Source organism: Paracoccus onubensis, from assembly GCF_003591515.1.
Classification (GTDB): Bacteria; Pseudomonadota; Alphaproteobacteria; order Rhodobacterales; family Rhodobacteraceae; genus Paracoccus; species Paracoccus onubensis.
In genome coordinates this window covers 397,139-418,411 of record NZ_QZCG01000001.1, presented here as the reverse complement: position 1 = coordinate 418,411, position 21,273 = coordinate 397,139, and the positions used below count along the sequence as shown (strand labels likewise).

General features: G+C 60.5%; 28 protein-coding genes and 1 tRNA gene. 13 read left to right on the top strand and 16 right to left on the bottom strand.

The window, feature by feature from the left end; all coding sequences use genetic code 11:
* Positions 1-95: 95 nt before the first annotated feature.
* The 7 genes from D3P04_RS02065 to D3P04_RS02035 form a co-directional block, all read right to left on the bottom strand.
* Positions 96-356, bottom strand: coding sequence for a ribbon-helix-helix domain-containing protein (locus tag D3P04_RS02065; RefSeq protein WP_232844854.1), 261 nt, complete (start codon positions 354-356; stop codon positions 96-98).
* Positions 331-507, bottom strand: coding sequence for a DUF4169 family protein (locus D3P04_RS02060; RefSeq protein WP_119745378.1), 177 nt, complete (start codon positions 505-507; stop codon positions 331-333). Before D3P04_RS02060 ends, D3P04_RS02065 begins: the two co-directional genes overlap by 26 nt.
* Entirely contained in the window at positions 504-884 is a 381-nt protein-coding gene (locus D3P04_RS02055; protein ID WP_119745376.1) for a VOC family protein, read from the bottom strand. Before D3P04_RS02055 ends, D3P04_RS02060 begins: the two co-directional genes overlap by 4 nt.
* A gap of 13 nt (positions 885-897) precedes the next feature.
* A complete protein-coding gene (gene fumC, locus D3P04_RS02050) occupies positions 898-2,292 on the bottom strand; it encodes a class II fumarate hydratase (RefSeq protein ID WP_119745374.1) in 1,395 nt (464 codons plus the stop codon).
* An 88-nt stretch (positions 2,293-2,380) separates the two neighbouring features.
* On the bottom strand, positions 2,381-2,929 hold the full coding sequence (locus D3P04_RS02045) for a class I SAM-dependent methyltransferase (protein WP_119745372.1): 549 nt from the start codon (positions 2,927-2,929) through the stop codon (positions 2,381-2,383).
* A 63-nt stretch (positions 2,930-2,992) separates the two neighbouring features.
* Complete coding sequence (locus D3P04_RS02040) at positions 2,993-3,472, bottom strand: SspB family protein (protein ID WP_119745370.1); 480 nt, start codon at positions 3,470-3,472, stop codon at positions 2,993-2,995.
* Between the two features lie 130 nt (positions 3,473-3,602).
* Positions 3,603-3,824: a hypothetical protein gene (locus D3P04_RS02035; protein ID WP_119745368.1), complete on the bottom strand. Its 222-nt coding sequence runs from the start codon at positions 3,822-3,824 to the stop codon at positions 3,603-3,605.
* Positions 3,825-3,874: 50 nt separating this feature from the next.
* Between D3P04_RS02035 and D3P04_RS02030 the strand changes: the two genes are divergently transcribed.
* Both D3P04_RS02030 and D3P04_RS02025 read left to right on the top strand, forming a co-directional pair.
* Positions 3,875-4,897 carry an aspartate-semialdehyde dehydrogenase gene (locus tag D3P04_RS02030; protein WP_119745366.1) on the top strand — a complete coding sequence of 341 codons (1,023 nt, stop codon included), beginning with the start codon at positions 3,875-3,877 and terminating at the stop codon, positions 4,895-4,897.
* Positions 4,898-4,907: 10 nt separating this feature from the next.
* A complete protein-coding gene (locus D3P04_RS02025) occupies positions 4,908-5,507 on the top strand; it encodes a DedA family protein (protein WP_119745364.1) in 600 nt (199 codons plus the stop codon).
* A gap of 199 nt (positions 5,508-5,706) precedes the next feature.
* On the opposite strand, the gene D3P04_RS02020 is transcribed toward D3P04_RS02025, so the two are convergent.
* On the bottom strand, positions 5,707-6,354 hold the full coding sequence (locus tag D3P04_RS02020; RefSeq protein WP_119745362.1) for a carbonic anhydrase: 648 nt from the start codon (positions 6,352-6,354) through the stop codon (positions 5,707-5,709).
* A 138-nt stretch (positions 6,355-6,492) separates the two neighbouring features.
* Between D3P04_RS02020 and D3P04_RS02015 the strand changes: the two genes are divergently transcribed.
* From D3P04_RS02015 to D3P04_RS02005, 3 genes are all read left to right on the top strand, one after another.
* Positions 6,493-6,870, top strand: coding sequence for a hypothetical protein (locus D3P04_RS02015; RefSeq protein ID WP_119745360.1), 378 nt, complete (start codon positions 6,493-6,495; stop codon positions 6,868-6,870).
* Between the two features lie 63 nt (positions 6,871-6,933).
* Positions 6,934-8,310: a leucyl aminopeptidase family protein gene (locus D3P04_RS02010; RefSeq protein ID WP_119745358.1), complete on the top strand. Its 1,377-nt coding sequence runs from the start codon at positions 6,934-6,936 to the stop codon at positions 8,308-8,310.
* Complete coding sequence (locus tag D3P04_RS02005; protein ID WP_119745356.1) at positions 8,307-9,125, top strand: C40 family peptidase; 819 nt, start codon at positions 8,307-8,309, stop codon at positions 9,123-9,125. The genes D3P04_RS02010 and D3P04_RS02005 overlap by 4 nt, the downstream gene beginning before the upstream one ends.
* Positions 9,126-9,304: 179 nt before the next feature.
* On the opposite strand, the gene D3P04_RS02000 is transcribed toward D3P04_RS02005, so the two are convergent.
* The 5 genes from D3P04_RS02000 to D3P04_RS01980 form a co-directional block, all read right to left on the bottom strand.
* On the bottom strand, positions 9,305-10,516 hold the full coding sequence (locus D3P04_RS02000) for a SulP family inorganic anion transporter (protein WP_333473089.1): 1,212 nt from the start codon (positions 10,514-10,516) through the stop codon (positions 9,305-9,307).
* Positions 10,517-10,731: 215 nt separating this feature from the next.
* Entirely contained in the window at positions 10,732-10,941 is a 210-nt protein-coding gene (locus D3P04_RS01995; protein WP_119745352.1) for a hypothetical protein, read from the bottom strand.
* 193 nt (positions 10,942-11,134) lie between these two features.
* Positions 11,135-11,917 (bottom strand): metal ABC transporter permease, encoded by a 783-nt coding sequence (locus tag D3P04_RS01990; RefSeq protein ID WP_119745350.1) that lies wholly within the window; start codon positions 11,915-11,917, stop codon positions 11,135-11,137.
* Between the two features lie 48 nt (positions 11,918-11,965).
* Positions 11,966-12,727, bottom strand: a complete 762-nt coding sequence (locus D3P04_RS01985) for a metal ABC transporter ATP-binding protein (protein WP_119745348.1) — start codon at positions 12,725-12,727, stop codon at positions 11,966-11,968.
* Positions 12,724-13,221 (bottom strand): Fur family transcriptional regulator, encoded by a 498-nt coding sequence (locus D3P04_RS01980; RefSeq protein ID WP_119745346.1) that lies wholly within the window; start codon positions 13,219-13,221, stop codon positions 12,724-12,726. Before D3P04_RS01980 ends, D3P04_RS01985 begins: the two co-directional genes overlap by 4 nt.
* Before the next feature lie 94 nt (positions 13,222-13,315).
* Between D3P04_RS01980 and D3P04_RS01975 the strand changes: the two genes are divergently transcribed.
* Both D3P04_RS01975 and hemP read left to right on the top strand, forming a co-directional pair.
* On the top strand, positions 13,316-14,305 hold the full coding sequence (locus D3P04_RS01975) for a zinc ABC transporter substrate-binding protein (protein ID WP_119745344.1): 990 nt from the start codon (positions 13,316-13,318) through the stop codon (positions 14,303-14,305).
* 139 nt (positions 14,306-14,444) lie between these two features.
* Positions 14,445-14,621 (top strand): hemin uptake protein HemP, encoded by a 177-nt coding sequence (gene hemP / locus D3P04_RS01970; protein ID WP_106690805.1) that lies wholly within the window; start codon positions 14,445-14,447, stop codon positions 14,619-14,621.
* Positions 14,622-14,644: 23 nt separating this feature from the next.
* Here hemP and D3P04_RS01965 read toward each other — a convergent pair whose 3' ends face one another.
* Positions 14,645-15,859 (bottom strand): pseudouridine synthase, encoded by a 1,215-nt coding sequence (locus tag D3P04_RS01965; protein WP_119745342.1) that lies wholly within the window; start codon positions 15,857-15,859, stop codon positions 14,645-14,647.
* Between the two features lie 113 nt (positions 15,860-15,972).
* Here D3P04_RS01965 and D3P04_RS01960 point away from each other — a divergent pair, with 113 nt between their 5' ends.
* The 6 genes from D3P04_RS01960 to D3P04_RS23225 all read left to right on the top strand — a co-directional run bounded on the left by D3P04_RS01960 (position 15,973) and on the right by D3P04_RS23225 (position 19,832).
* Positions 15,973-16,425 (top strand): nucleoside deaminase, encoded by a 453-nt coding sequence (locus D3P04_RS01960; RefSeq protein WP_119745649.1) that lies wholly within the window; start codon positions 15,973-15,975, stop codon positions 16,423-16,425.
* The gene (locus D3P04_RS01955) at positions 16,425-17,024 is read left to right on the top strand and encodes an HAD family hydrolase (protein WP_119745340.1); all 600 of its coding nucleotides are present in this window, start codon (positions 16,425-16,427) and stop codon (positions 17,022-17,024) included. Before D3P04_RS01960 ends, D3P04_RS01955 begins: the two co-directional genes overlap by 1 nt.
* A 42-nt stretch (positions 17,025-17,066) precedes the next feature.
* Positions 17,067-17,140, top strand: a tRNA-Gly gene (locus D3P04_RS01950).
* 879 nt (positions 17,141-18,019) lie between these two features.
* On the top strand, positions 18,020-19,045 hold the full coding sequence (locus tag D3P04_RS01945) for a Dyp-type peroxidase (RefSeq protein ID WP_119745338.1): 1,026 nt from the start codon (positions 18,020-18,022) through the stop codon (positions 19,043-19,045).
* A gap of 117 nt (positions 19,046-19,162) precedes the next feature.
* On the top strand, positions 19,163-19,402 hold the full coding sequence (locus D3P04_RS01940; RefSeq protein WP_119745336.1) for a hypothetical protein: 240 nt from the start codon (positions 19,163-19,165) through the stop codon (positions 19,400-19,402).
* A gap of 268 nt (positions 19,403-19,670) precedes the next feature.
* Positions 19,671-19,832 (top strand): hypothetical protein, encoded by a 162-nt coding sequence (locus D3P04_RS23225; protein ID WP_182912703.1) that lies wholly within the window; start codon positions 19,671-19,673, stop codon positions 19,830-19,832.
* Positions 19,833-20,035: 203 nt separating this feature from the next.
* On the opposite strand, the gene D3P04_RS01935 is transcribed toward D3P04_RS23225, so the two are convergent.
* Both D3P04_RS01935 and D3P04_RS01930 read right to left on the bottom strand, forming a co-directional pair.
* Positions 20,036-20,386 carry an iron chaperone gene (locus D3P04_RS01935; RefSeq protein WP_220475243.1) on the bottom strand — a complete coding sequence of 117 codons (351 nt, stop codon included), beginning with the start codon at positions 20,384-20,386 and terminating at the stop codon, positions 20,036-20,038.
* A gap of 201 nt (positions 20,387-20,587) precedes the next feature.
* Complete coding sequence (locus D3P04_RS01930) at positions 20,588-21,091, bottom strand: MarR family winged helix-turn-helix transcriptional regulator (protein WP_119745334.1); 504 nt, start codon at positions 21,089-21,091, stop codon at positions 20,588-20,590.
* Positions 21,092-21,273: the final 182 nt, after the last annotated feature.

Sequence of the window (21,273 nt, the reverse complement as noted above, 5' to 3'; positions counted from 1 at the left end):
TGTCGTATTGCGTAATTAATTTTGCATTTTACGCAACCACCGCCATCCGATATCATGACAATCCAGTCTCGCAACCGTCGCCGGCAATGCGGACGTCACTGGGATCCCGGCTCCTGAAACGCGGCCAATACGAATAGCCGCAACGCCGTGGCCAGCCCGATCTCGGGCGCGCGGCACCGGTCGATCTGGCCGATCAGCGTGACGCGGGTCACGCCGCGCCGTTCCGCAATCTGGCCCAGTGCCTGCCAGAACGCATCTTCAAGCGACACCGATGTCCGATGGCCGTCAATCGTGACCGACCGCTTCAGCGGAGGGGTCATCGGCGGCAGGTCAATCATCGCGTTTATGCGCTTCATGCAGCCGTGTCACTCGCTGCGCCTCACTGTCGCGCACCTTCCGCTGATGCTTCGCTTCGCCGAATTTCGCGGCATTCGCATCGCCCTGCGCCCGTTTCTCCTGCCGCGCGCGCTGTTTGCGGTGCTGCCGAAGATTGACGGGCTTGTTCATCCCTGCCCCTCGGGCTGCTGCATGAGCTGCCAGCTGACGCCAAAGCGGTCCGCGATCCAGGTGAAGCGCGGCGAAAAAGGATAGCTGTCCAGCGGCATGAAGGTCTTGCCCCCGTCGCCAAGCACCCCGGCCAGATGATCCACCTCATCCGCCCGCTCGCAACTCACGACAATAGAGATCGAAGGTGTGAAGTCGAACTCATGGCTGACCGGGCTGTGAAACAGGATCAACTCCTGCCCGGCCGGATTCACGCTGACCCGGCGAGGTTCACCCTTGGCCGCCAGTTCAGTCGCGGTCATATCCGGAAATGCCTGCGTCCAAAGCTGGATGACCTCGGCCAGATCACGCTGAAACATGAGTTGCGGTAGCGCCTTCATATCTCCTCCGGGATCAGCCTTTGGGGCCGATCATGTCTTCGGGTCGGACGATCCTGTCGAATGTCTCGCCATCCACCAATCCTAGCGCAATTGCCTCTTCGCGCAAAGTCGTGCCGTTTTTATGTGCGGTCTTGGCCACTTTGGTGGCGTTGTCATAGCCGATGGTCGGCGCCAGTGCCGTCACCAGCATCAGCGATTCCTTCATCAGTTTCTCGATCCGCGCGGTATTGGCCTTCGTCCCCACAACCATGTTGTCGGTAAAGGATGACGCGGCATCGCCCAGAAGCTGCATGGATTGCAGCACGTTATAGGACATCATCGGGTTATAGACATTCAGCTCGAAATGCCCTTGCGACCCTGCAAAACCAACGGCGGCGTCATTCCCCATGACATGGGCGCAAACCATCGTCAGTGCCTCTGCCTGCGTCGGGTTCACCTTGCCCGGCATGATCGAAGAGCCCGGTTCATTCTCGGGCAGGATCAGCTCACCCAGACCCGAGCGGGGGCCGGATCCCAGCAGCCGCATATCATTGGCGATCTTGAACAGCGAAGCCGCAACGGTCTTGAGCGCACCCGAAAAGAACACCATCGCATCATGTGCGGCCAATGCCTCGAATTTATTGGGCGCGGTGACAAAGGGCAGATCGGTGATTTTCGCGATTTCGGCAGCAATCGCGGTGTCCCAGCCTTTGTCGGTATTCAACCCGGTGCCGACGGCCGTGCCGCCCTGTGCGAGTTCGTAGACATGCGGCAGGGCGAGTTTCACCCGCTCGATCCCCATCTTCACCTGATGGGCATATCCGCCGAATTCCTGCCCAAGGGTCAGGGGCGTCGCGTCCTGCGTATGGGTGCGGCCGATCTTGATGATATCCTTGAACTCTTCGGATTTCGCCAACAGGGCCTTGTGCAGCTTTTCCAGTCCCGGCAGCAGCACATCGCGCGCCATCATGCCGATGGCGACATGCATCGCGGTCGGGAAAGTGTCGTTCGAGGATTGCCCCATATTGCAGTGATCGTTCGGATGGACCGGGTCTTTCGATCCCATCTCGCCGCCCAGAATCTGAATCGCGCGGTTCGAGACGACTTCATTCGCGTTCATGTTCGACTGCGTACCTGATCCGGTCTGCCACACGACCAGCGGGAAGTTGTCGTTCAGCTTGCCCTCGAACACTTCGGTGGCGGCCTGTTCCATCGCCGCGCCGAGCTTTTCGTCCAACTTGCCCGAGGCCATGTTGACCCGCGCCGCCGCCAGCTTGATCGCGCCAAGCGCACGAATGATCGCGACCGGCTGACGTTCCCAGCCGATGGGGAAATTCATGATCGAACGCTGCGTCTGCGCGCCCCAGTATTTCGAGGCGTCGACTTCCAGCGGGCCGAAGCTGTCGGTTTCGGTGCGGGTCTTGGTCATGGCAATGGCTCCGTCGCGGTTTTGCCGGAGTTTTATCCCCCGCAGCAGGGATAAGCAATCGGTATGCTATTGTATGCGAAGCAGAAGATTAATACCGCCGGAATGTATAGACCTGCGCAGGCGGCAGATTGGCCCAGATCCGGCGGCTGCGCTCATGCTGCAGGCCGAAATGACGGCGCACATTCTCGGATAGCGGCGGCAGCGGGCCATAGGTGATCTGCACGAAGGGCGCTCCGGGAAGCATCACCGACAAGGCCGCACCAACGATCGAGGCCTGCAACTCATCCGGCATCGGCAGGGTCGGCACGCCCGAGATCACCATGTCATATGGCTCGCCATTCTCATTGGCCATGTCCTGAGCAGGCCGGTTATGAACACGGACGCCCGGGAAATGCGCGCGCAAATGGTCGCAGAAGGCAGCGTTCAATTCATACAGGTCCAACCGCTCGGGCGGCAATCCACGGGCCAGAATCGCGTTTGTAACCGTACCCGTCCCCGCGCCGATCTCGGCCACGCGCATGTTGGGGGTCACCAGCCGCGCCATTTCGCGGGCGGTGGCCCGGCCAGTGGGAATGACCGAGCGAATCTCGGACGGGCGACGAATGAACTGACTGACGAATAACGACAGATCCGACATGGCAATCTCCTGCAGCGCTGCTGGACATGGCCTATTGCAGAGAGGTGACAGCTGCGTGACGGCCTATTTCCGCCAGTGATCCAGTTGCACAATCTCGCCACCTCCGGGCGAGTCGTCGGGATCGTCATCGTCGGCGGGAACCTCTTCGTAGGTGTCATCCGCGTCTTCTTCTTCGTCGTCATCGCCGTCCTGAGTCTCGAAACGAAGACCGAACTCGACCGAGGGATCGACAAAGGTCCGCAGGGCATCGAACGGAATCCGCATCGGCTCGGGCGAATTGCCGAAATTGAGCGTGACGGTGAAGCCTTGGTCATCCACGGTCAGATTGTCGAACCAGTGCTGAATGACGATGGTCATTTCCTCGGGATAACGCTCGCGCAGCCAGTCGGCCATTTCGACACCCTCGTCGCGGGTGTCGAAGGTAATGAAGAAGTGATGTTCACCCGGCAAACCGTTCCGGGCCACATCGCGCAGTACATCGGCAATCAGGCTCTGCATTGCGCGATGCATCATTCCGCCATAATCAATTCCCGACTGCGTCATCAGACATTCCCTCTCAACATGTCGGCAAGCATAGGCAAATGGGCGTCGATGAAAAGGGGGGAAGGCGTGGATATCGTCTCGCAATGACGATGTCCTGCCCCGAACGGGCCGGGACAGGCTTCTTCATCGTTCAGGTTGCTGAATCGAATACCGGCAACTGGTTCTTTATGCTGCGCTGCACCAGTTTGCGTGTCAAAGCGCCCTTTGCGAATATTCCGGCGGCAGGAACCAGAGGAGCGCAGTTTTCCAGAAGCTCGGGAAAAATCCCCGCAATTTCCTGCAATTGCGCCTCTGTCAGGCTCAGCTTTGCCTGTTCCCCGAGATACAAGCTTTCGGACCATGCCCCTTCCATCCCACGCCGCGTTGCGTTAAACGCCAGCGATCGCAGGAAAGGAGGCCCCGATGGGCTACAAAGTCGTTGTTGCCGGCGCCACGGGAAATGTGGGCCGTGAAATGCTGAATATTCTGGACGAACGTCAGTTTCCGGTGGATGAGATCGCCGTGCTTGCCTCGCGCCGTTCGCAGGGGACCGAAGTCAGCTTTGGCGACAAGACATTGAAGATCAAGGATATCGAGCAGTTCGATTTTACCGGCTGGGATATCGCGCTTTTTGCCATCGGTTCCGATGCGACCAAGAAATACGCCCCCATCGCCGCCAAATCCGGTTGTGTGGTGATCGATAACTCTTCGCTTTACCGCTATGACCCGGATATCCCGCTGATCGTGCCCGAGGTGAATCCCGACGCGATCGAGGGCTATGCGAAGAAGAACATCATCGCCAATCCGAATTGCTCGACCGCACAGATGGTTGTGGCTTTGAAACCGCTGCATGACCGCGCCCGGATCAAACGCGTGGTCGTCTCGACCTATCAGTCGGTCAGCGGCGCGGGCAAGGAAGGCATGGATGAGCTGTGGGATCAGACCAAGGGCATGTATGTGCCCGGGCAAGAGGTCGAGCCCAGCAAATTCCAGAAACAGATCGCCTTCAACGTGATTCCGCAGATCGATGTCTTCATGGAAGACGGCTCGACCAAGGAAGAATGGAAAATGGTCGTCGAAACGAAGAAGATCGTCGATCCGAAGATCAAGGTCACCGCGACCTGTGTCCGCGTTCCGGTTTTCGTCGGCCATGCCGAGGCGATCAATATCGAGTTCGAGGATTTCCTTGACGAGGACGAAGCCCGCGACATCCTGCGCGAAGCCCCCGGCATTCTGGTCGTCGATAAACGCGAACCGGGCGGTTACACGACTCCGGTCGAATGCGTGGGCGATTTCGCCACTTTCATCAGCCGCATCCGCCAGGATTCGACCATCGAGAACGGGCTGAACCTGTGGTGCGTCAGCGACAACCTGCGCAAGGGCGCGGCTCTGAACGCGGTTCAGATCGCCGAGCTTCTGGGCAATCGCGTCCTGAAGAAGGGCTGACGACCCCATCATGTTCGACTGGATCTCCAGCTTTCTCGAGGGTGGCGGGGCCTTGGCCATCGCTGCCCTCATGCTGCTGGAGAATGTCTTTCCACCGATTCCGTCGGAACTGGTCATGCCTCTGGCCGGGTTCAACGCAGCACGGGGCGGTACGCCTCTGTGGCTCACCATTCTTTCGGGCACGGCGGGATCACTGGCGGGGGCGTGGCTGTGGTATCTTATTGGCCGCGCCTTTGGCGACAAACGGTTGCGCCGGCTGATCGCGCGGCATGGGCGCTGGCTGACCATGACCCCCTCTGAACTCGACCGGGCGCAAGCATGGTTCGAACGGCATGGCGCCGCGGTCGTGTTCTTCGGCCGGCTTGTGCCGACGATCCGCACATTGATTTCAATTCCGGCCGGAATCGCGCGGATGTCCACCCCGCGCTTCCTGCTGTTCTCGGCACTGGGCAGCTTTCTGTGGTGCACATTTCTGGCGCTTGCCGGATATTGGCTGGAAGGCAGGTACGAACAGGTCAGCGCATGGCTGAACCCTGCTTCGACGCTGATCGTCGTCGCTTTGATCGGAATATATCTGTGGCGCGTGATCCGCTGGCGGCCGGACAGCTAGCGCCGGTATGGGTTGGCTGGGAACACGGTTACTTGCGCCCCGCGACTGCCGGAGGCGTTGCCCGTCGCCGGGATATCTGGATGAAGAAGAAGGGGCGGAAGTAAAATCGCCCGGAAACGACAGTTAACGGAGCATTGCCGGTTGAAAATGGTGAACCGGAACACGGGTCCGGGAATACGCCAGGACTGATCGAAAGAGTTTACAGCGCCATCCAGCGCTTGCCGCCGTCTTCAGCCTGCCACAGAGTCCCTTCGCGGATATCGTGGACCAGCCCGTGCAGCGACAATTCCTCGGTTTCGACGGCGGCTTTCACGAAGGGGAAAGTCATCAGATTCTCGATCGAGATCATGACCGCCTCGCGCTCCAGTGCCCGGATCTGCTCTCCTTCGGGCAGTTCCCGCACCCGTTCGTAGCCGGGACGAAGGATATCCATCCAGCGGCCGACAAAGCTGGATTTCTCCTCGAGCTCCGGCGCATTCCCCGAACACATCGCATGACACCCGGCCACGCCACCACAATTCGTATGCCCGACCACGATCAGATGCGCCACCCGCAGCGCCTCCACCGCATATTCGACCGCCGCCGAGGTGCCGTGCTGCTGCCCGTCCGGCGCATGGGGCGGAACCAGATTGGCAATATTCCGATGGATGAAGAACTCGCCCGAATCCGCGCCGAATATGCTGGTGACATGCACGCGCGAATCGCAACACGAGATGACCATCGCCCTTGGACGCTGACCGTCATCCGCCAATCTCCGGTACCATGCGCTGTTCTCGGCATAGGCCGTGGCCTTCCAGCCATGATAGCGGCTGATCAGATATTGCGGCAATGGGCGGACATTATGCATGATGACCTCTTGTAAACTTGCCAGTTGATAAGCGCATAATGACTAAAATTCGAGGGGAAATTCACTGCGCTAGCAAGTTGTTCATTCTCTTACTGCAATCTCCGCGTCCAACGCAAATGAGGGACCGGAGATTCCTGCATGACAAATGTCATGTCCCTGCCGATATTCGAGCCGGTCCGCTTCGACAAGCGGCGGATCGCGGATATTGTCAGAAAACTGGGGGAACCGGCAGCACGGAACACGATCCGCCTGGCATTGGGCGAGGTCGAGGCTACGCTTTTCCAAGCCCGACAGGCCATGGATTGCCGCGACGATACGGATGCCCTGGTTCATGCCGAATCGCTGGCGCGTCTTGCCTGGCAGCTGGGCCTTCCGACACTGGCCACCGTTGCCCAGAACCTTCGGGATTGCATCCAGCAGCGCAATCATATCGCCGTCGCGGCAATCGGCGCCAGACTGCAGCGGGTCGGCAATCACTCGCTGGCCACGATCCGGCGCGATACCGGCCTTTCCTGACTGCCGCACTTGCGAAGCCCCCGCCAGCGTGTAGTTTGACCCTCGGACAACAAGGAAATTGCGATGCCGGTCGAATTTGCCCCCATCTCCGATCAGTCACTGCCGATCTGGTGCGTCACGCAGGACGCAGAGATTCCCGAAGACGCCATGGCGGGCAACTGGCCCGCCGCCTGCGGCTTCACTGGCAAGACAGGCGAGCTGTGCCTGCTGCCGGCACCGGATGGCAGCGTTCAGGGCGCGCTGTTCGGGCTTGGCCAGCCCGCCAGAGCCGGGCGGGAGCGGTTCATCCTTGCCCGCGCCGTCTCGGCATTGCCTCAGAGGGACTGGCGGCTGGCATCCCTTCCCGAGGGACATGATCCCGAAGAACTGGCGCTGGGCTGGCTGCTGGGCCAATATCGCTTCACACGGTACAAGGGCGACGCCCCCGCCCGGCCGCGGCTTGTCTGCCCCGACGGCGTGGATGCCGACCGTCTTCTTGCCATCGCGGCGGGCGAATTTCTGACCCGCGATCTGATCAATACGCCGGCAAGCGATATGGGACCCAAGCAGCTTGAAGCCTCGGCCCGCAAGCTGGCCAACGATATCGGCGCCTCGATCGAGGTGACGACGGGCGAAGCCCTGCTGAAATCCAACCTGCCGCTGATCCACGCGGTTGGCCGCGCGGCGGAACAGGCGCCCCGGCTGATCGACATCCGGCTGGGCGACAGTGGCCCGATGCTGACGCTGGTCGGCAAGGGCGTGTGTTTCGACACCGGCGGGCTGGATATCAAGCCCCCGTCCTCGATGGGGCTGATGAAGAAGGATATGGGCGGCGCTGCCACAGTTCTGGGGCTGCTGAAGATGCTGGCCGGAACGGGCGCGGCGCAGCGGCTGCGGCTGCGCGTGCTGATCCCGGCGGTGGAAAACAGCATCGCCGGCAATGCCTTTCGCCCCGGTGACGTGCTTGGCAGCCGCAAGGGTCTGACGGTCGAGGTGAACAATACCGATGCCGAGGGGCGGCTGGTGCTGGCGGACGCATTGACGATGGGCGCCGAGGAAAACCCGGATCTGATGATCTCTTACGCGACGCTGACAGGCGCGGCGCGGGTGGCGCTTGGCCCGGATATCCCGCCCTTCTACTGCGACGACGATGCAACCGCGCAAATCATCCAGACCTCCGCGATGCAGGCAGGCGATCCGCTGTGGCGGATGCCGTTCTGGGAACCCTACGAGACCATGATCGAGCCGGATATCGCCGATCTGGACAACGCACCATCCGGCGGCATGGCCGGTTCCATCACTGCCGCGCTGTTCCTGCGCCGCTTTGCCGAGGGTGCGGGGCGCTATGTCCATCTTGATATCTATGGCTGGCAACCCGCTGCCAAGCCCGGCAGGCCGAAAGGCGGTGTGGGTCAGGGCGCGCGGGCGATTCTGGACGCCGTTCCGCGATTGCTGACATGACGCATGATCGCCGCCTGACCCCGGCGACCGAGCGGGTTGCCCTTGAATCCCTGCGCGGTGTACTGGAGCGCCCGGAATACACATCCGGCCGGCCTGCGCGTCTAAGCGCCCCTCTTGCCGATCTGCTGAATGCGCCGGATGGCCACCGGGACCGGCAGGTGATTTTCGGCGCGGACCTGACCGTGATCGAAATTCGCGGCGGATGGGCCTTTGTCCAGACCGCACAGGACGGCTATTGCGGCTGGCTGCCGGAGAAGGTGCTGGGAACCGGAACCGCCCCTATCACGCATCGCGTTACCGCCCCTGCAAGCCATCTTTATTCCGCGCCGGATATGAAGCAGTCCGAGTTTTGCGGATTGTCCATCGGTGCCAGATTGTCGGTGGCCGGAACCAGGTCGGGATTCGCGCAGCTTGCAACCGGCGGCTTCGTTCCCCTGCAGCATATCGGTGACAAGCCTTCCACGGATCCCGTCACGACTGCGGAATCACTATTGGGGGCGCCCTATCTCTGGGGAGGCAACAGCTATGCGGGGCTGGATTGCTCGGGGTTGATCCAGATCGCGCTGTTGGATTGCGGCATCCCCTGCCCGGGAGATTCCGATTTGCAGCGCGATGCCTTCCCGACAGTATCCGGCATCGCGCGCGGCGATCTGCTGTTCTGGCCCGGCCATGTCGCCATGGCGGTCTCGGCGGACGTCATGATTCACGCGACCGCATGGAAAATGGCCGTCATCCGCGAAGGGATTCAGGACGCCATCGCCCGGATCGATGCAGCGGGCGAAGGGCCGTTTCTGGGCATCAGGCGGCCCGGATAGCATTGGGCGCCAGAGCGTGTGACGCTTGAATGGGAAACGCCGGTTACTTGCGTCCCGCGACGGCCGGGGGCGCTGCCCCCTGGCCCCCCGAGGTATTTGGACAAAGAAGAAGCAGAAGGAGAGAAACCGGGCAGGCGCGACATGCTCTGGGCGGGCTTCGTCATTGGCTTGCGCAAATGTCATCTTTGCGGCGGCTTCCAGTCCGAGGGCGGGATCAGGCGGCGGCGCAGGCGGATTGCCAGCCCCAGCGCCACGCCGACGCCGATTGCAACGGTCAGATCGGCCACAACGGTCAGGACAAGTGTCACGACCAGAAGAAACTGGTCCGAACGCCTCTCGTGCAGATATTCCGGCCAGCGATGGGGTTCGCTCATATTCCATGCCGTCAGGATCAGCAGCCCGGCAAGCGCGGGCATCGCCATATAACCCGCCAGCGGCGCGGCGATCAGCATCACGATCAGGATCGTCATGGCGTGAACCAGTCCGGCCACCGGCGTCTTGCCACCGGCGCGGATATTGGTGGCCGTGCGGGCGATTGCGCCAGTCGCCGGCAATCCGCCGAACAGTGCTGATCCCAGATTTGCCGCCCCCTGAGCGATCAGTTCGGCATTTGAGCGGTGCCTGCCTGCGATCATCCGGTCGGCGACCATGGCAGACAGCAGCGATTCGACACCTGCGAGAAACGCGATGACGAAAGCCGACGGCAGCAGTTCCCCAATCCGTTCCATATTCAACGAGGGAATCGCCGGAGCCGGCAAACCGCGCGGCAAATCTCCGAAACGCGACTGGATCGTATCGACCGGCAGGCCGAATATGGCGACGATGGCTGAGGTGACGGCAACGGCGATGATCAGCCCCGGCAATCGCGGCGCGGCGCGTTTCAGACCGACGATCAACGCCATCGTCAGCCCGCCGATCAGCAGCGCCGGGATGCTCAGACCGGCTTTCGCCGCCCAAAGCGCCTTCAGTTTGCCGAAAAATTCGGCCGGGACCTGCGCGACCGTCAAACCGAACAGATCCATAAGCTGACTCGTCGCGATGATGATCGCGATGCCGATGGTGAAACCATTGATGACAGGTTCGGGCACAAGCTGGATCAGCCGCCCTGCCCGCAGAAACCCCGCCACGAGCAGGATCAGCCCGGCCATGAAGGTCGCGATGACAAGCCCGTCATAGCCATGATCAGCAATGACCGCAAAGACGACGACGATAAACGCCCCCGTCGGGCCACCGATCTGAACCCGGCTGCCCCCCAGAAGCGAAATCAGAAAGCCTGCAACGATCGCGGTGACCAATCCGGTCGCGGGATCAGCGCCCGAGGCGATCGCGATCGCAAGGCTAAGTGGCAGAGCCACCATCGCGACACTGATCCCTGCAGCAAGATCAGCCATGAAAAGCTGTTTGCTATAGGTCTGAAGAGTCGTCAGAATCTTGGGCTTCATGCCGTGAAAGCTATGTCATGCCGGGAACGGATTCCAGCTGAAATCACACCCGATCTGCCTGAATGAACGGCCGGCATGGTTATGAAACATTGCAAAAAGAAAAGGGCTGACCAATCGGTCAGCCCATTGAAAACAGTCAGATCGAAATTCGATCTGTTCTGAAATCAGCTGTCGTCATCGTCAGCAGCAACCGCGGCGATCACACCCAGCAGCAGCAGGGCGGGAACAACCAGGCCGGCGTTCGAGGATGCCGACTGCTCTTCGACAACAACAGGCTCAACGTCGACGACGGGGGCAACATAGCCACCGGCGAAAGCCGAAGAAGCGGTCAGGCCGAGAGCGGCAGCGAAAGTAGCGAATTTGGTCATGATCATGCTCCGTTTCGTTTTGAAAGCTGCCGTTTCCGGCAACATCGATGTGACACTTACACAATCCCACGCAGTTGAAAAGGAACAATACCTTCTTGTCAGCGCGGGGCTGCGCCCACTGTTGCATATTGGCCAACACTTCAACCATGGGGTGCTGCCCACAGGCCACGAGACGCCGCGATAATGAGGTGTTTTGTAGTTAATGTGAACGAAATACCTGCGCAAACATAAAAAAAGCTGCTGCGGAGGCGACAATCGACGGACCGGCAGGCGTATCGAGCCGCAGGCTCGCCCACAGTCCCGCCAGAACCGACAGCGCCGCGATAATGCAGGCAATGGCGGCCATCCGCTCGGGGGTGGCGGCAAATCGGCGGGCGGTTGCCGCAGGAATAATCAGCATTGCCGAGATCAGAAGCGATCCGACGATCCGAATCGCGATTGCAACCAGAAGGGCAAGCGCAACCGACATCACAAGCCGCTCCAGACGGGGATCGATACCCGCCGCCATCGCCAGTTCCTCGTTGACCGACGCAGTCACTAAGTTCTGCCAGCGCCAGCATAAAAGCCCGAGTATCAGGAACGATCCGCCCCAGATCCACAGCAGATCGCTGCGGCCGACGGCAAGGATATCCCCGAAAAGATAGCTTGCCAGATCGACCCGCGCCGAAGGAACGAAACTGATCGCGACAAGCCCGAAAGCAAGCGCGGAATGCGCGATGACGCCCAGCACCGTATCCATCGCATGCCCTCGCGAGGTCAGCATCGATACCAGCAGCGCCACGGCGAGCGCGGTCGCAATGGTCCCGGCATAGATGGACAGATCGAAGGCCAGGCTCAGCGCCACCCCCAGAATCGCGGCATGCGCGGTAGAATCGCCGAAATAGGCCATGCGCCGCCAGACAACGAAGCAACCAAGCATGCCGGCGGCAAGCGCCAGCCCCAGACCTGCCAGAACGGCCCGGATCAGAAAATCATCAAGCATGGGAACCCTTGTTGGCCGATATGCGTTGCCACTGCCTCATTCGAGAACTCATTCGCCATGATCGGCGCAATCGTGATGCGGATCGTGATCATGGTCGTGGTCGTGGTCGTGATGGTGGCGGTAGAGGGCCAGGGTGCCCTTGCTATCCGCTCCGAACAGGGCGCGGTATTCGGGTGCATTGCCGACATATTGGGGCGTTCCCTCGCAGCAGATATGCCCATTCAGGCAGATCACCCGGTCCGACGCGCCCATCACGACAAGCAAGTCGTGACTGACCATCAACACGGCAGCGCCGGTCTGGCGCCGAACCTCTTCGATAAGCTGATAAAAGGCGACGATCCCCGGCTGATCCAGCCCCTGCGTCGGCTCGTCCAGCACCAGAAGATGCGGATCGTGCAGAAGCGCCCGGGCAAGCAGGACACGCTGAAACTGCCCGCCCGAAAGCTCGGTCAATTGACGCGCCTCCAGCCCGGCGACTCCGGTGCGCGCCAGAGCAAGCGCAGCCACCTGCCCCCCGACCCAGCGGGGAAGGGACAGAAAGCGCCGCACGGTCATCGGAATCGACCGGTCAAGCTGAACCCGCTGTGGCACATAGCCGATTCTCAGCCCCGCGCGGCGGTCGATTCGCCCCGCGATCAGCGGCATGTGCCCCAGAAGTGCGCGGATAAGCGATGATTTCCCCGAACCATTGGGGCCGACAACCGTCACGATCTCGCCCGGCACAATGTGGAAATCGACATCGCGCAAAACCGGCTCGGTCGTGCCGGGGCGATTGATGGTCAGCTTTTCCGAAGCAATCAGAGCGGTCATTCCGCGTCCCGTCCGGCGCAGGCCGGGCAGAGCCCCAGTGCCTCGACGGTCGCGCGCTCGACCGTGAAGCCAAGTTCCCCCGCCGCCGAACTTAGTTCGCTGCGGACATTGGCCGCATGGGCTTCGGCCACCTTGTCGCAGACCCGGCAGATCAGGAAAACCGGGGCGTGATCTTCGCCGGGATGCAGGCAGGCCGCGAAGGCGTTCAACCGCTGAAGGCGATGCGCCAGCCCATGCTCGACCAGAAACTCAAGCGCACGATAGGCGACCGGCGGCTGGCGGCCGAACCCGGCCTCGGCCAGCCGGTCAAGCACCTCGTAAGCGCCCATCGCCCGATGCGCTTCAAGCAGGATCTCCAATGTGCGACGGCGAACGGGCGTCAGCCTTGCACCTTGCTGCCTCAGACGTTCCTCGGCTTCAGCCAATGCCCGCGATTGGCAAAGCGCATGATCATGCGGGGCGAAAGCGTCGCCTTGATCCGGTTCATGCTGCAATTTGTTACCTTATTACAATTTGATTGACTTGTTATCACATAACATGAGAAAGCTTTCACCCGCAACACGAGACTTATTATTCAGGACAGGCATCATGCGACTTTTGACGACCACGGCGATTCTGGGCTTGCTGGCAGCAAAGGCAATGGCCGCGCCTCCGCAGATCGTCACCGATATTCCCGTGACCGGGTCACTTGCACAGCAGGTTCTGGGGGATCTTGGCGAGGTACGGGTGCTGATCGGCGATGGCGCGGATCCACATCACTTCCAGCTAAAGCCCTCGGATGCCGCTGCCCTGCAATCGGCAGGACTTCTGGTCTGGATCGGACCGGAAATGACACCGTGGCTGGAACGTGCGGCGGATAATCTTGGGGATGGCAGTTCGTTGTCATTGCTGACCGTTCCCGGCACGCATCTGCAGGAATTCGGCGCAGAAGGTGACGATCATGCGGAACATGCGCATGACGATCACGACCATGAGCATGAGCATGAGCATGAGCATGAGCATGATGAAGAGCACGGGCATGACCACAATGACGGCCATGGTCATAGCCACGACGGCACTGATCCGCATGCCTGGCTGGATCCCCACAATGCGCAGACCTGGCTGACAGCAATCGCCAGGGAACTGGCCACGCAGGATCCCGAGAATGCCGAAACATATGCCGCCAATGCCGAAGCTTCGGTGAAGCAGATCGGAGAGTTGGAAGCACAGCTCAATGCGCAGCTTGAACCGGTGAAAGACCGGCCCTTTGCGGTGTTCCATGATGCCTATGGCTATTTCACCGCGCATTTCGGACTTTTGCCGGGAATCGCGGTGTCGCTGGGGGATGCCTCGGCGCCCTCGGCCGCACGGCTCAGCGAGATCTCGGCCCAGATCGCCGATTCGGGGGCCGAATGCGCTTTTCCCGAATACGGGCATAAACAGGCGCTGATCCAAAGCGCGATCGAGGGCAGTGATGCGCGAATCGGCGCGGAACTGGATCCGGCAGGGCGCGGGATCGAGGCCGGGGCCGGCCTGTATGCGGAGATGTTGCAGAACATGGGCGATGCGCTTGCCGAATGCCTTTCCGGCAAGGGCTGACACTCTCTCTCATACGTCCCATTGCGGCGGTATCCTGCTTGGATATCGCCGTTTTTTATTTCCGACTCTTTTTCTTTGACATTGCCGAGTAAATTAGTCAGATTTGTTTCAGACGCATTTTTCAGGAATGAGGCTGACCATGACCGCTACGCGCCCTGCCGATTTTACCCGCCCCGGAACCAGCGTTCTCGCGCGGCTGCCGCAGCACGACGCCAATGAGCTGACACGTGGTGGAAATCAGGCACTTATCGTCCTTGACGAACAGGTTTACCAGTTGCGCATCACCCGCGCCGGCAAGCTGATCCTGACAAAATAAAAGGGCGCTGCTGCGCCCTTCGATCAGGTTCTGGGTCCGCGCGGCTTACCACCGGGGCGTCCGCCTGGTTTGCCGCCAAAGGGCCTGCCGGATCCGGCATTGCTTTTTGCCGGCCCGCGCGATCCTCCGCGGGGCCCTTTGAACCCTGGTTTTCCCGAGAATTCGCGCGCAGGCTGTCCCTTGGCAGTTTTTGCGCCGAAGTTGCGCCGCGGCTCCTCACCCGCTGCGCCATCCCCGGTGCGAGGCTCGCTTGTCCGTTCCCTCTTGTTCCAAGGCTTGCCGCCTCGCGCCGGACTCTCTTCATTCTTCATCCGCGCCGTGCCGAATTTCCGGGGCGGTTTGCCGTCCGGCCTCGCGCTGCGGCCCGGCCTGTCGTCATCGCTGCGAAATGACGGGCGGCGGGCATCGCCGAAACCCGGTTTGCCGCGTGGCTTGCGCGGCGCATCGCCACCCCGGGGACGCATGTCGCGGTCCTTCGTTTCGGCCTCGCCACTCATCAATCCGCCAAGCTGGTCGCGCAAGACCCGCCGCTTGACCTCGACCACCTGATTCTTTTCCATACCGGTCAGGCGGAACGGGCCATAGCCGACGCGGATCAGCCGGTTCACCTGAAGGCCGACATGCGCCATGGCACGCCGGATTTCACGGTTCCGGCCTTCGCGGATCCCCACGGTCAGCCAGGCATTCGCCCCCTGCTGACTATCCAGCCGGATCTCCATCGGCGCGAATTCCTCGCCATCGATGGTTGCGCCCCGGCGCAAAGGCGCGAATGTCAGATCATTCGGCACGCCGTTCACACGCACGCGATAACGGCGCAGCCATCCGGTCGAGGGCAGTTCCAGGCTGCGTTTCAACTCGCCGTCATTCGTCAGCAGCAAAAGCCCTTCGGAATTAAGGTCAAGCCTGCCAACCGTCATCACCCGCGGCAGATCGCGCGGCAAGGCGTCGAATACGGTCTGACGGCCCTTCTCGTCCGAAGCCGAGGTCACAAGCCCGATCGGCTTGTAGTATAGCCACAGCCGGGCCTCCTGCGGTTCATCCAGTTTCCTGCCGTCTACGGTGATCCTGTCGCTGGGCAGAACATCCAGCGCCGGGCTGGTGATTTTTTCACCATTCACGGTGACACGGCCTTCCAGAATCATCCGCTCGGATTCGCGGCGGCTGGCTATGCCCGCACGCGCCATCACCTTGGCGATACGGTCGGCTGAGGGGGATTCGGGGGCTGTCTTGTCGGTCATGGCGATGTCTCCTGCGCATCTCTGCGGTGGCAAGCTGCATTCCTTACGTGAAATCCATCCTACAGGAAAGCCGTATCTTGCGCGATGCCCCCTGCCCTGCGACAACCCCGACGATGACAGAGTTCAAATCCCATATGCCGCTGGCGCTGGCCGAAGCGCGGGCCGCCGCAAAGCGGGGCGAGGTGCCGGTGGGCGCGGTGCTGACCTCTGCCGATGGGCGGATCGTAGCAACGACAGGAAACCGCATGCGGGAATTGTCGGATCCGACCGCCCATGCCGAGATCCTGGCAATCCGGCAGGCTTGCGCCGCTGCCGGTTCGGACCGGCTTCCGGGTCATGGCCTGTGGGTCACGCTGGAACCCTGCCCGATGTGCGCGGCTGCGATCTCGGCGGCGCGCATTGCAGTGCTTTACTACGGGGCCAGCGATCCCAGAATGGGTGGTGTCGCGCATGGCGCGCGGGTTTTCGATCATCCCCAATGCCATCACCGCCCCCAGATTTACGACGGGATAAGCGCCGAGGCGTCCCGTGATCTTCTGAAATCCTTTTTCGAGGCTCGCCGCTGATGAAACATATCGTATTCGACCTTGGCCGGGTTCTGATCGACTGGCTCCCCGAACGGGCATTCGCCACGCATTTCACCGATTCCACCGCGATCCGCGACTGGATGGCGCGTGTGGATTTTCACGGCTGGAACTACCTGCAGGACGGCGGACGCCCGCTTTCCGACGGCCTGGCCGAGGCTCGCCGCGCCCATGGTGCGGATGCTGCCCCGCTGGAGAATTATACCGCGAATTTTCACCTGACCATTCAGGATCCCGTCCCCGGAAGCTGGGAAATAGCCGAGACCCTGCAATCGGCCGGCCACCGGCTGTTCGCGATCACCAACTGGTCGCGTGACAACTGGCCCGCCGCTTTGGCCCAATATCCACGGCTGGAGACATTGTTCGAGGATATCGTCGTATCAGGCGTGGAAGGGCTGCTGAAGCCTCAGCCCGAGATTTATCGCACCCTGCTTGACCGCAACGGGATCAAGGCCGGAAATTGCGTCTTCATCGACGACAGCCCGGCAAATGTCGAAGGCGCCAGGGCGGTCGGCATGGAGGCGATCCATTTCACCGAAGCGGAAGCGTTGCATCTTGCGCTGAGAGAATCTGGCATCTGACAGGTTGCACCCGGCAACGCAGGCTTTTATATGGGTTGGAACGCGGGTGTAGCTCAATGGTAGAGCAGCAGCCTTCCAAGCTGAATACGTGGGTTCGATTCCCATCACCCGCTCCATGAAATCCCATAGAAATACTGACATCAGCCATTTGCCGGAAAATGTGCCCCGCAGTAAAACCGCTGTCGGGACATTTGGTTGAATGAAACGCGACGATCTCTTGGGTTCTGAATACTGATATTCCCCGATTCGGAAGCCGGTACAGTGGCATGAATGCGACGCAGGGTGGCACGACATTCACCCTGACCGGAAAACCATGGGCGGGGACGCATCCGCCGTTTCTGCATGAAAAAGCCCGCGCCACGGGAGAGAAGGAACGGCGCGGGCCAGAGCAGGGAGTAATTCAGATGTGGAGATCGCTCTTCCGGTGATCAACGGCACTATCTGCGGCCAGTTGTCGCAAGCGTTGAGGCTGCTACAATCGCGCCCAAAGCGGAGTGATGCATGGAAAAGCCCGCGCCGACGGAGGGTTGGCGCGGGCTGTCTGCAATAAATACGTGAAAACATCGTCATTCTGCCTGCTGGTAGTTACAGGCGTGTGACAGAGGTGAAAAAAAGCCCGCGCCAGTCAGGAGCAGCGTGAGCCAGGCTCGTGTTGGGCATCGCGCTGACGTGTACAAGATGCCCAACAAGGATAATTCTGTCTGCGCAGCGTCCATTCGCCAAGCGGGAATGGTCGTTTCCTGCGGAAATCCCTTCGAATGACCTGTTTGTCATCACTGGAATCGTTCCGATGCAGAGAAAACAGGCATAAAAAACCCACGGAATGGCAAAGCTGGCCGCGATATTCGCCACCGTTCCAACAGGCAACGACCGCCTGATCGGAAATGAAGGGCGGACAACCACTCTGTCTCGTGACATCCGGGATGTTGAAGGTAGATACTTCCGCAAGCCATCAGAAAGGGCTTATCCGAACCTACGCCAGCAGGGGAATGACAATGACGCCCATCGCAAGCCAGCCTGCCGAAGGCTCACTGACCTCCAACGCTATCTTCCTGACGCTGACGCTGAACCGGGAAGATGCCGCGCTGGACAGGTTTCGCGATTTCTGCGCCGACCTGCCCTCGCTGGTCCGCGCCGTGGGCTTTCGCAGCCCCGCGGCGGGGCTGAGTTGCGTGATCGGGATCGGCTCGGCCCTGTGGGACCGGCTGAGCATGGGCGCGCGCCCACGGGGCCTGCACCCCTTCCGCGAGATCGCGGGCGCCCATCACGCCCCATCGACACCGGCCGATATGCTGCTCCACATCCGCGCCGAGCGGCCCGATTTCTGTTTCGAACTGGCCAGCCAGATCATGCTGCGTCTTGGCCCGATCTCGACCGTCGAAGACGAGACGCAGGGCTTCAAGTTCTTCGACAATCGCGATCTTCTGGGCTTCGTGGACGGGACCGAGAATCCGAACGGCGCCGATCGGACCGCCGCAGTGATCATCGGACCCGAGGAGCCGGTCTTTGCCGGAGGCAGCTATGTCATCACCCAGAAATACCTGCATGATCTGGCAAAATGGACAGCAATGACGGTCGAGGCGCAAGAGCGCGTCATCGGACGGCACAAGCTGTCAGACATCGAGTTTCCCGATGCCGAGAAGGCAAGTTATGCTCATAACGTGCTGACCAACATCAGTGACGCCGAGGGCAACCAGCTGCAGATCCTGCGCGACAACATGCCTTTCGGCAGCCCCGCGCGGGGTGAGTTCGGCACCTATTTCATCGGCTATGCCCGCGAGCCCGGCCGGATCGAGACGATGCTGAACAACATGTTCATCGGCCTGCCGCCGGGGAATTACGACCGCATCCTCGATGTCTCGACAGCGGTGACGGGCGCTCTGTTCTTCGTGCCCAGCGAGAATGTGCTGGACGCGATCGGCGCAGGCAGGACTCTGGAACGGCCGGAAGCGAAGGAACCGGAACCGGCCAATCGGACGCAGGATTCACTTGGCGCTGGTTCATTGCAGACGCAGAAGTAAGGGCGGCCCCAATCGGGGTACCATGACACGCCCGCCAACCACATGCCGCGCTATCTCGATTGCGGCCTTATGTGATATAGTGCTGCCACTGCCACGAAAGATGAAAGGAACATCGTCATGAAACGCCTGAGCTTCGCCGTGGCCTTCGCCGCGTTCGCTGCCAGCCCCGCCCTTGCCTTCCATTGCCCCCAGGATATGAGCGAAATCGACGCCGCGCTGGAAACCGCCTCGCTCTCGGAAGCCGATCTGGCAAAGGTGAAAGAATTACGCGCCCTCGGAGAGACAGAGCATGATGCCGGCAATCATCAGGCTGCGGTTGACGCACTCGCCGAGGCGAAGGAAATCCTTGGTCTTTGAACCAGTTCGGCTGACGAATGATGAATATCAGGGCAAGTCGGGTTGAGATGGGTCTGATACCGCGCTCTTCCGATGCAATGCCGTATATTGTGCCTGTAAAATCGCCCCGGGTCTTCAGCATCTGCGGCGGGAGTACCGGCAGATAGGCGAGACGCATACCCTTCCATCGCACCAGTTTGCAGAATGGATGGCGCGTCATCTGATGCTCTGATGGAACCATGAGGACTGCCAGCCGGTTTCCCTTTCATCCTGATCAGGAGAAATACAGATGGCCCGCAAAGCCCGAAACCGTGATCACGACGATGAACAGCGCATCCCCGGACAACCTGCGCAGGAACGGAAGACATATCCTGAAGGCATGGAGCGCGAGCGAAAGCAGCCCGCCGATGGAAAGGACAAGCCGCGACCACCGGATCCGGACGATAAATGATGAATGCAGGCCCGGAAACGAGGCATGTCCGTGAGGGATAGGCGCCGGGGAAGGATTTCGCGCGTGGCAGAGATCGGCGCGGGTAGAGTTTTCTCTGAAGCCATAGCGACATCCGGAACGTGATTAGCTGATGTCCGCTTTGGCCGAACGCTCCGAGTTCACGCCGGTTTGCAAACCGCATTTTGAGTTGTCGAAAACGGTCGCTAGAATCCCTTTTTCCTGCGCGAACTAACTGCCAATTTCTCAACTAACTCACCAGTGATAGGCTTACTCACCGAGAACGTAACTCCGGTCTTGGTTGCCTTGAGTTTCAAAGAGGCGATCTCGTCGGCATGGGCAGCAATTGCGCCCGGGTCAACATATAGACCACATTGTTTACTAAAGGCGGCATAGCCCGCGATGATCGTTTCTTCGATCTGAAATCCGGGCATATCGTACTTAACGACTTCTTCGGCATCTGGCAGTGCCTGTGATAGCTGTGCACGCAATTGACCCAACATGGCGCGAAACTGTTCCGGCGCGGCGGCTATATAAGCGTCATGGCTTTTCATCATTCTGACAGTATGCCGTCCGGCATATTCAAAGACAACCAATGAGGCGCTAAAGCACTTGATACCGTTTTATGTCTCGACGCTTCGAATATACCGATTGCGGGCATTGGATCGTTGATGATCGAGGACAGCTTCGTCCCGCAAAGCTCCGCTCACATATAACCCATCCTACGCTCTAACGCGGCCGCCTTCGCTACAACCGCGCTACCCGCCACTTTCGCCGGTCAGATCACCGCGCAGACGCCGTAACACGTCGCGCATCATGTCCAGATCCTCGTCGTCAAGCTGGGCGAACAGGCGATCGATCGTGGCGCGGTGCCTGACGGCCAAAGCCTCGAATTGCGTCACCCCCTCGGGCGTCAGGATCACGGTGACGCGGCGGCGGTCCGTGTCGGAATGAATGCGCCGCACCAGCCCGTCCCGGACCAGACGATCCACCACCGCCGTCGCATTACCATTCGAAATCAGCAGGGTCCGCGACAGTTCCGTCATGCTCAGCCCATCGCGGCGTCTGTGCAGCGTCGCCATCACGTCAAAGCGCGGCAAGGTCGTGTCATGGCCGACGCGCAGAAACTCGCGAAGCTGGTTCTCGACCAGCCGGGTGACGCCAAGCATCCGAATCCACAGCTTCAGCCGCCGCACGGCCAGGGCGCCATCGTCTGACGAAGCGAAATCTTGCTTTTCGTCCGGTTGCTTACCTTCAAGCATGCGATCCTCTTCCCTTCGCAGAACAAGGTTTCACGTCAGACCGAAAACTTTCAAGGCGAAAACGTCTTCAGCGTGCTGACATCGCCTGCGGCCCATAATTATTTCAAGCTTAAAATTTTTTAGTTGAAATAACCAGCCCTCTCTTCTACTTTTCCCCAGCAGTATGAAGTGGAAGCGGAGGA

Bases quoted from the DNA above. Each gene is read 5' to 3' on its own strand.
- D3P04_RS02040 (WP_119745370.1), bottom strand. From the start codon at position 3,472: ATGACGCAGTCGGGAATTGATTATGGCGGAATGATGCATCGCGCAATG.
- D3P04_RS02015 (WP_119745360.1), top strand. From the start codon at position 6,493: ATGACAAATGTCATGTCCCTGCCGATATTCGAGCCGGTCCGCTTCGAC.
- D3P04_RS01965 (WP_119745342.1), bottom strand. From the start codon at position 15,859: ATGACCGACAAGACAGCCCCCGAATCCCCCTCAGCCGACCGTATCGCC.
- D3P04_RS01995 (WP_119745352.1), bottom strand. From the start codon at position 10,941: ATGATCATGACCAAATTCGCTACTTTCGCTGCCGCTCTCGGCCTGACC.
- D3P04_RS01940 (WP_119745336.1), top strand. From the start codon at position 19,163: ATGAAACGCCTGAGCTTCGCCGTGGCCTTCGCCGCGTTCGCTGCCAGC.
- D3P04_RS02065 (WP_232844854.1), bottom strand. From the start codon at position 356: ATGAAGCGCATAAACGCGATGATTGACCTGCCGCCGATGACCCCTCCG.
- D3P04_RS02010 (WP_119745358.1), top strand. From the start codon at position 6,934: ATGCCGGTCGAATTTGCCCCCATCTCCGATCAGTCACTGCCGATCTGG.
- D3P04_RS02035 (WP_119745368.1), bottom strand. From the start codon at position 3,824: ATGGAAGGGGCATGGTCCGAAAGCTTGTATCTCGGGGAACAGGCAAAG.
- D3P04_RS01985 (WP_119745348.1), bottom strand. From the start codon at position 12,727: ATGACCGCTCTGATTGCTTCGGAAAAGCTGACCATCAATCGCCCCGGC.
- D3P04_RS02030 (WP_119745366.1), top strand. From the start codon at position 3,875: ATGGGCTACAAAGTCGTTGTTGCCGGCGCCACGGGAAATGTGGGCCGT.
- D3P04_RS02045 (WP_119745372.1), bottom strand. From the start codon at position 2,929: ATGTCGGATCTGTCGTTATTCGTCAGTCAGTTCATTCGTCGCCCGTCC.
- D3P04_RS02005 (WP_119745356.1), top strand. From the start codon at position 8,307: ATGACGCATGATCGCCGCCTGACCCCGGCGACCGAGCGGGTTGCCCTT.
- D3P04_RS01945 (WP_119745338.1), top strand. From the start codon at position 18,020: ATGACGCCCATCGCAAGCCAGCCTGCCGAAGGCTCACTGACCTCCAAC.
- D3P04_RS01975 (WP_119745344.1), top strand. From the start codon at position 13,316: ATGCGACTTTTGACGACCACGGCGATTCTGGGCTTGCTGGCAGCAAAG.
- fumC (WP_119745374.1), bottom strand. From the start codon at position 2,292: ATGACCAAGACCCGCACCGAAACCGACAGCTTCGGCCCGCTGGAAGTC.
- D3P04_RS02060 (WP_119745378.1), bottom strand. From the start codon at position 507: ATGAACAAGCCCGTCAATCTTCGGCAGCACCGCAAACAGCGCGCGCGG.
- D3P04_RS02000 (WP_333473089.1), bottom strand. From the start codon at position 10,516: ATGGCTGATCTTGCTGCAGGGATCAGTGTCGCGATGGTGGCTCTGCCA.
- D3P04_RS01960 (WP_119745649.1), top strand. From the start codon at position 15,973: ATGACAGAGTTCAAATCCCATATGCCGCTGGCGCTGGCCGAAGCGCGG.
- D3P04_RS02055 (WP_119745376.1), bottom strand. From the start codon at position 884: ATGAAGGCGCTACCGCAACTCATGTTTCAGCGTGATCTGGCCGAGGTC.
- D3P04_RS23225 (WP_182912703.1), top strand. From the start codon at position 19,671: ATGGCCCGCAAAGCCCGAAACCGTGATCACGACGATGAACAGCGCATC.
- D3P04_RS01930 (WP_119745334.1), bottom strand. From the start codon at position 21,091: ATGCTTGAAGGTAAGCAACCGGACGAAAAGCAAGATTTCGCTTCGTCA.
- hemP (WP_106690805.1), top strand. From the start codon at position 14,445: ATGACCGCTACGCGCCCTGCCGATTTTACCCGCCCCGGAACCAGCGTT.
- D3P04_RS02020 (WP_119745362.1), bottom strand. From the start codon at position 6,354: ATGCATAATGTCCGCCCATTGCCGCAATATCTGATCAGCCGCTATCAT.
- D3P04_RS01990 (WP_119745350.1), bottom strand. From the start codon at position 11,917: ATGCTTGATGATTTTCTGATCCGGGCCGTTCTGGCAGGTCTGGGGCTG.
- D3P04_RS01955 (WP_119745340.1), top strand. From the start codon at position 16,425: ATGAAACATATCGTATTCGACCTTGGCCGGGTTCTGATCGACTGGCTC.
- D3P04_RS02025 (WP_119745364.1), top strand. From the start codon at position 4,908: ATGTTCGACTGGATCTCCAGCTTTCTCGAGGGTGGCGGGGCCTTGGCC.
- D3P04_RS01935 (WP_220475243.1), bottom strand. From the start codon at position 20,386: ATGATGAAAAGCCATGACGCTTATATAGCCGCCGCGCCGGAACAGTTT.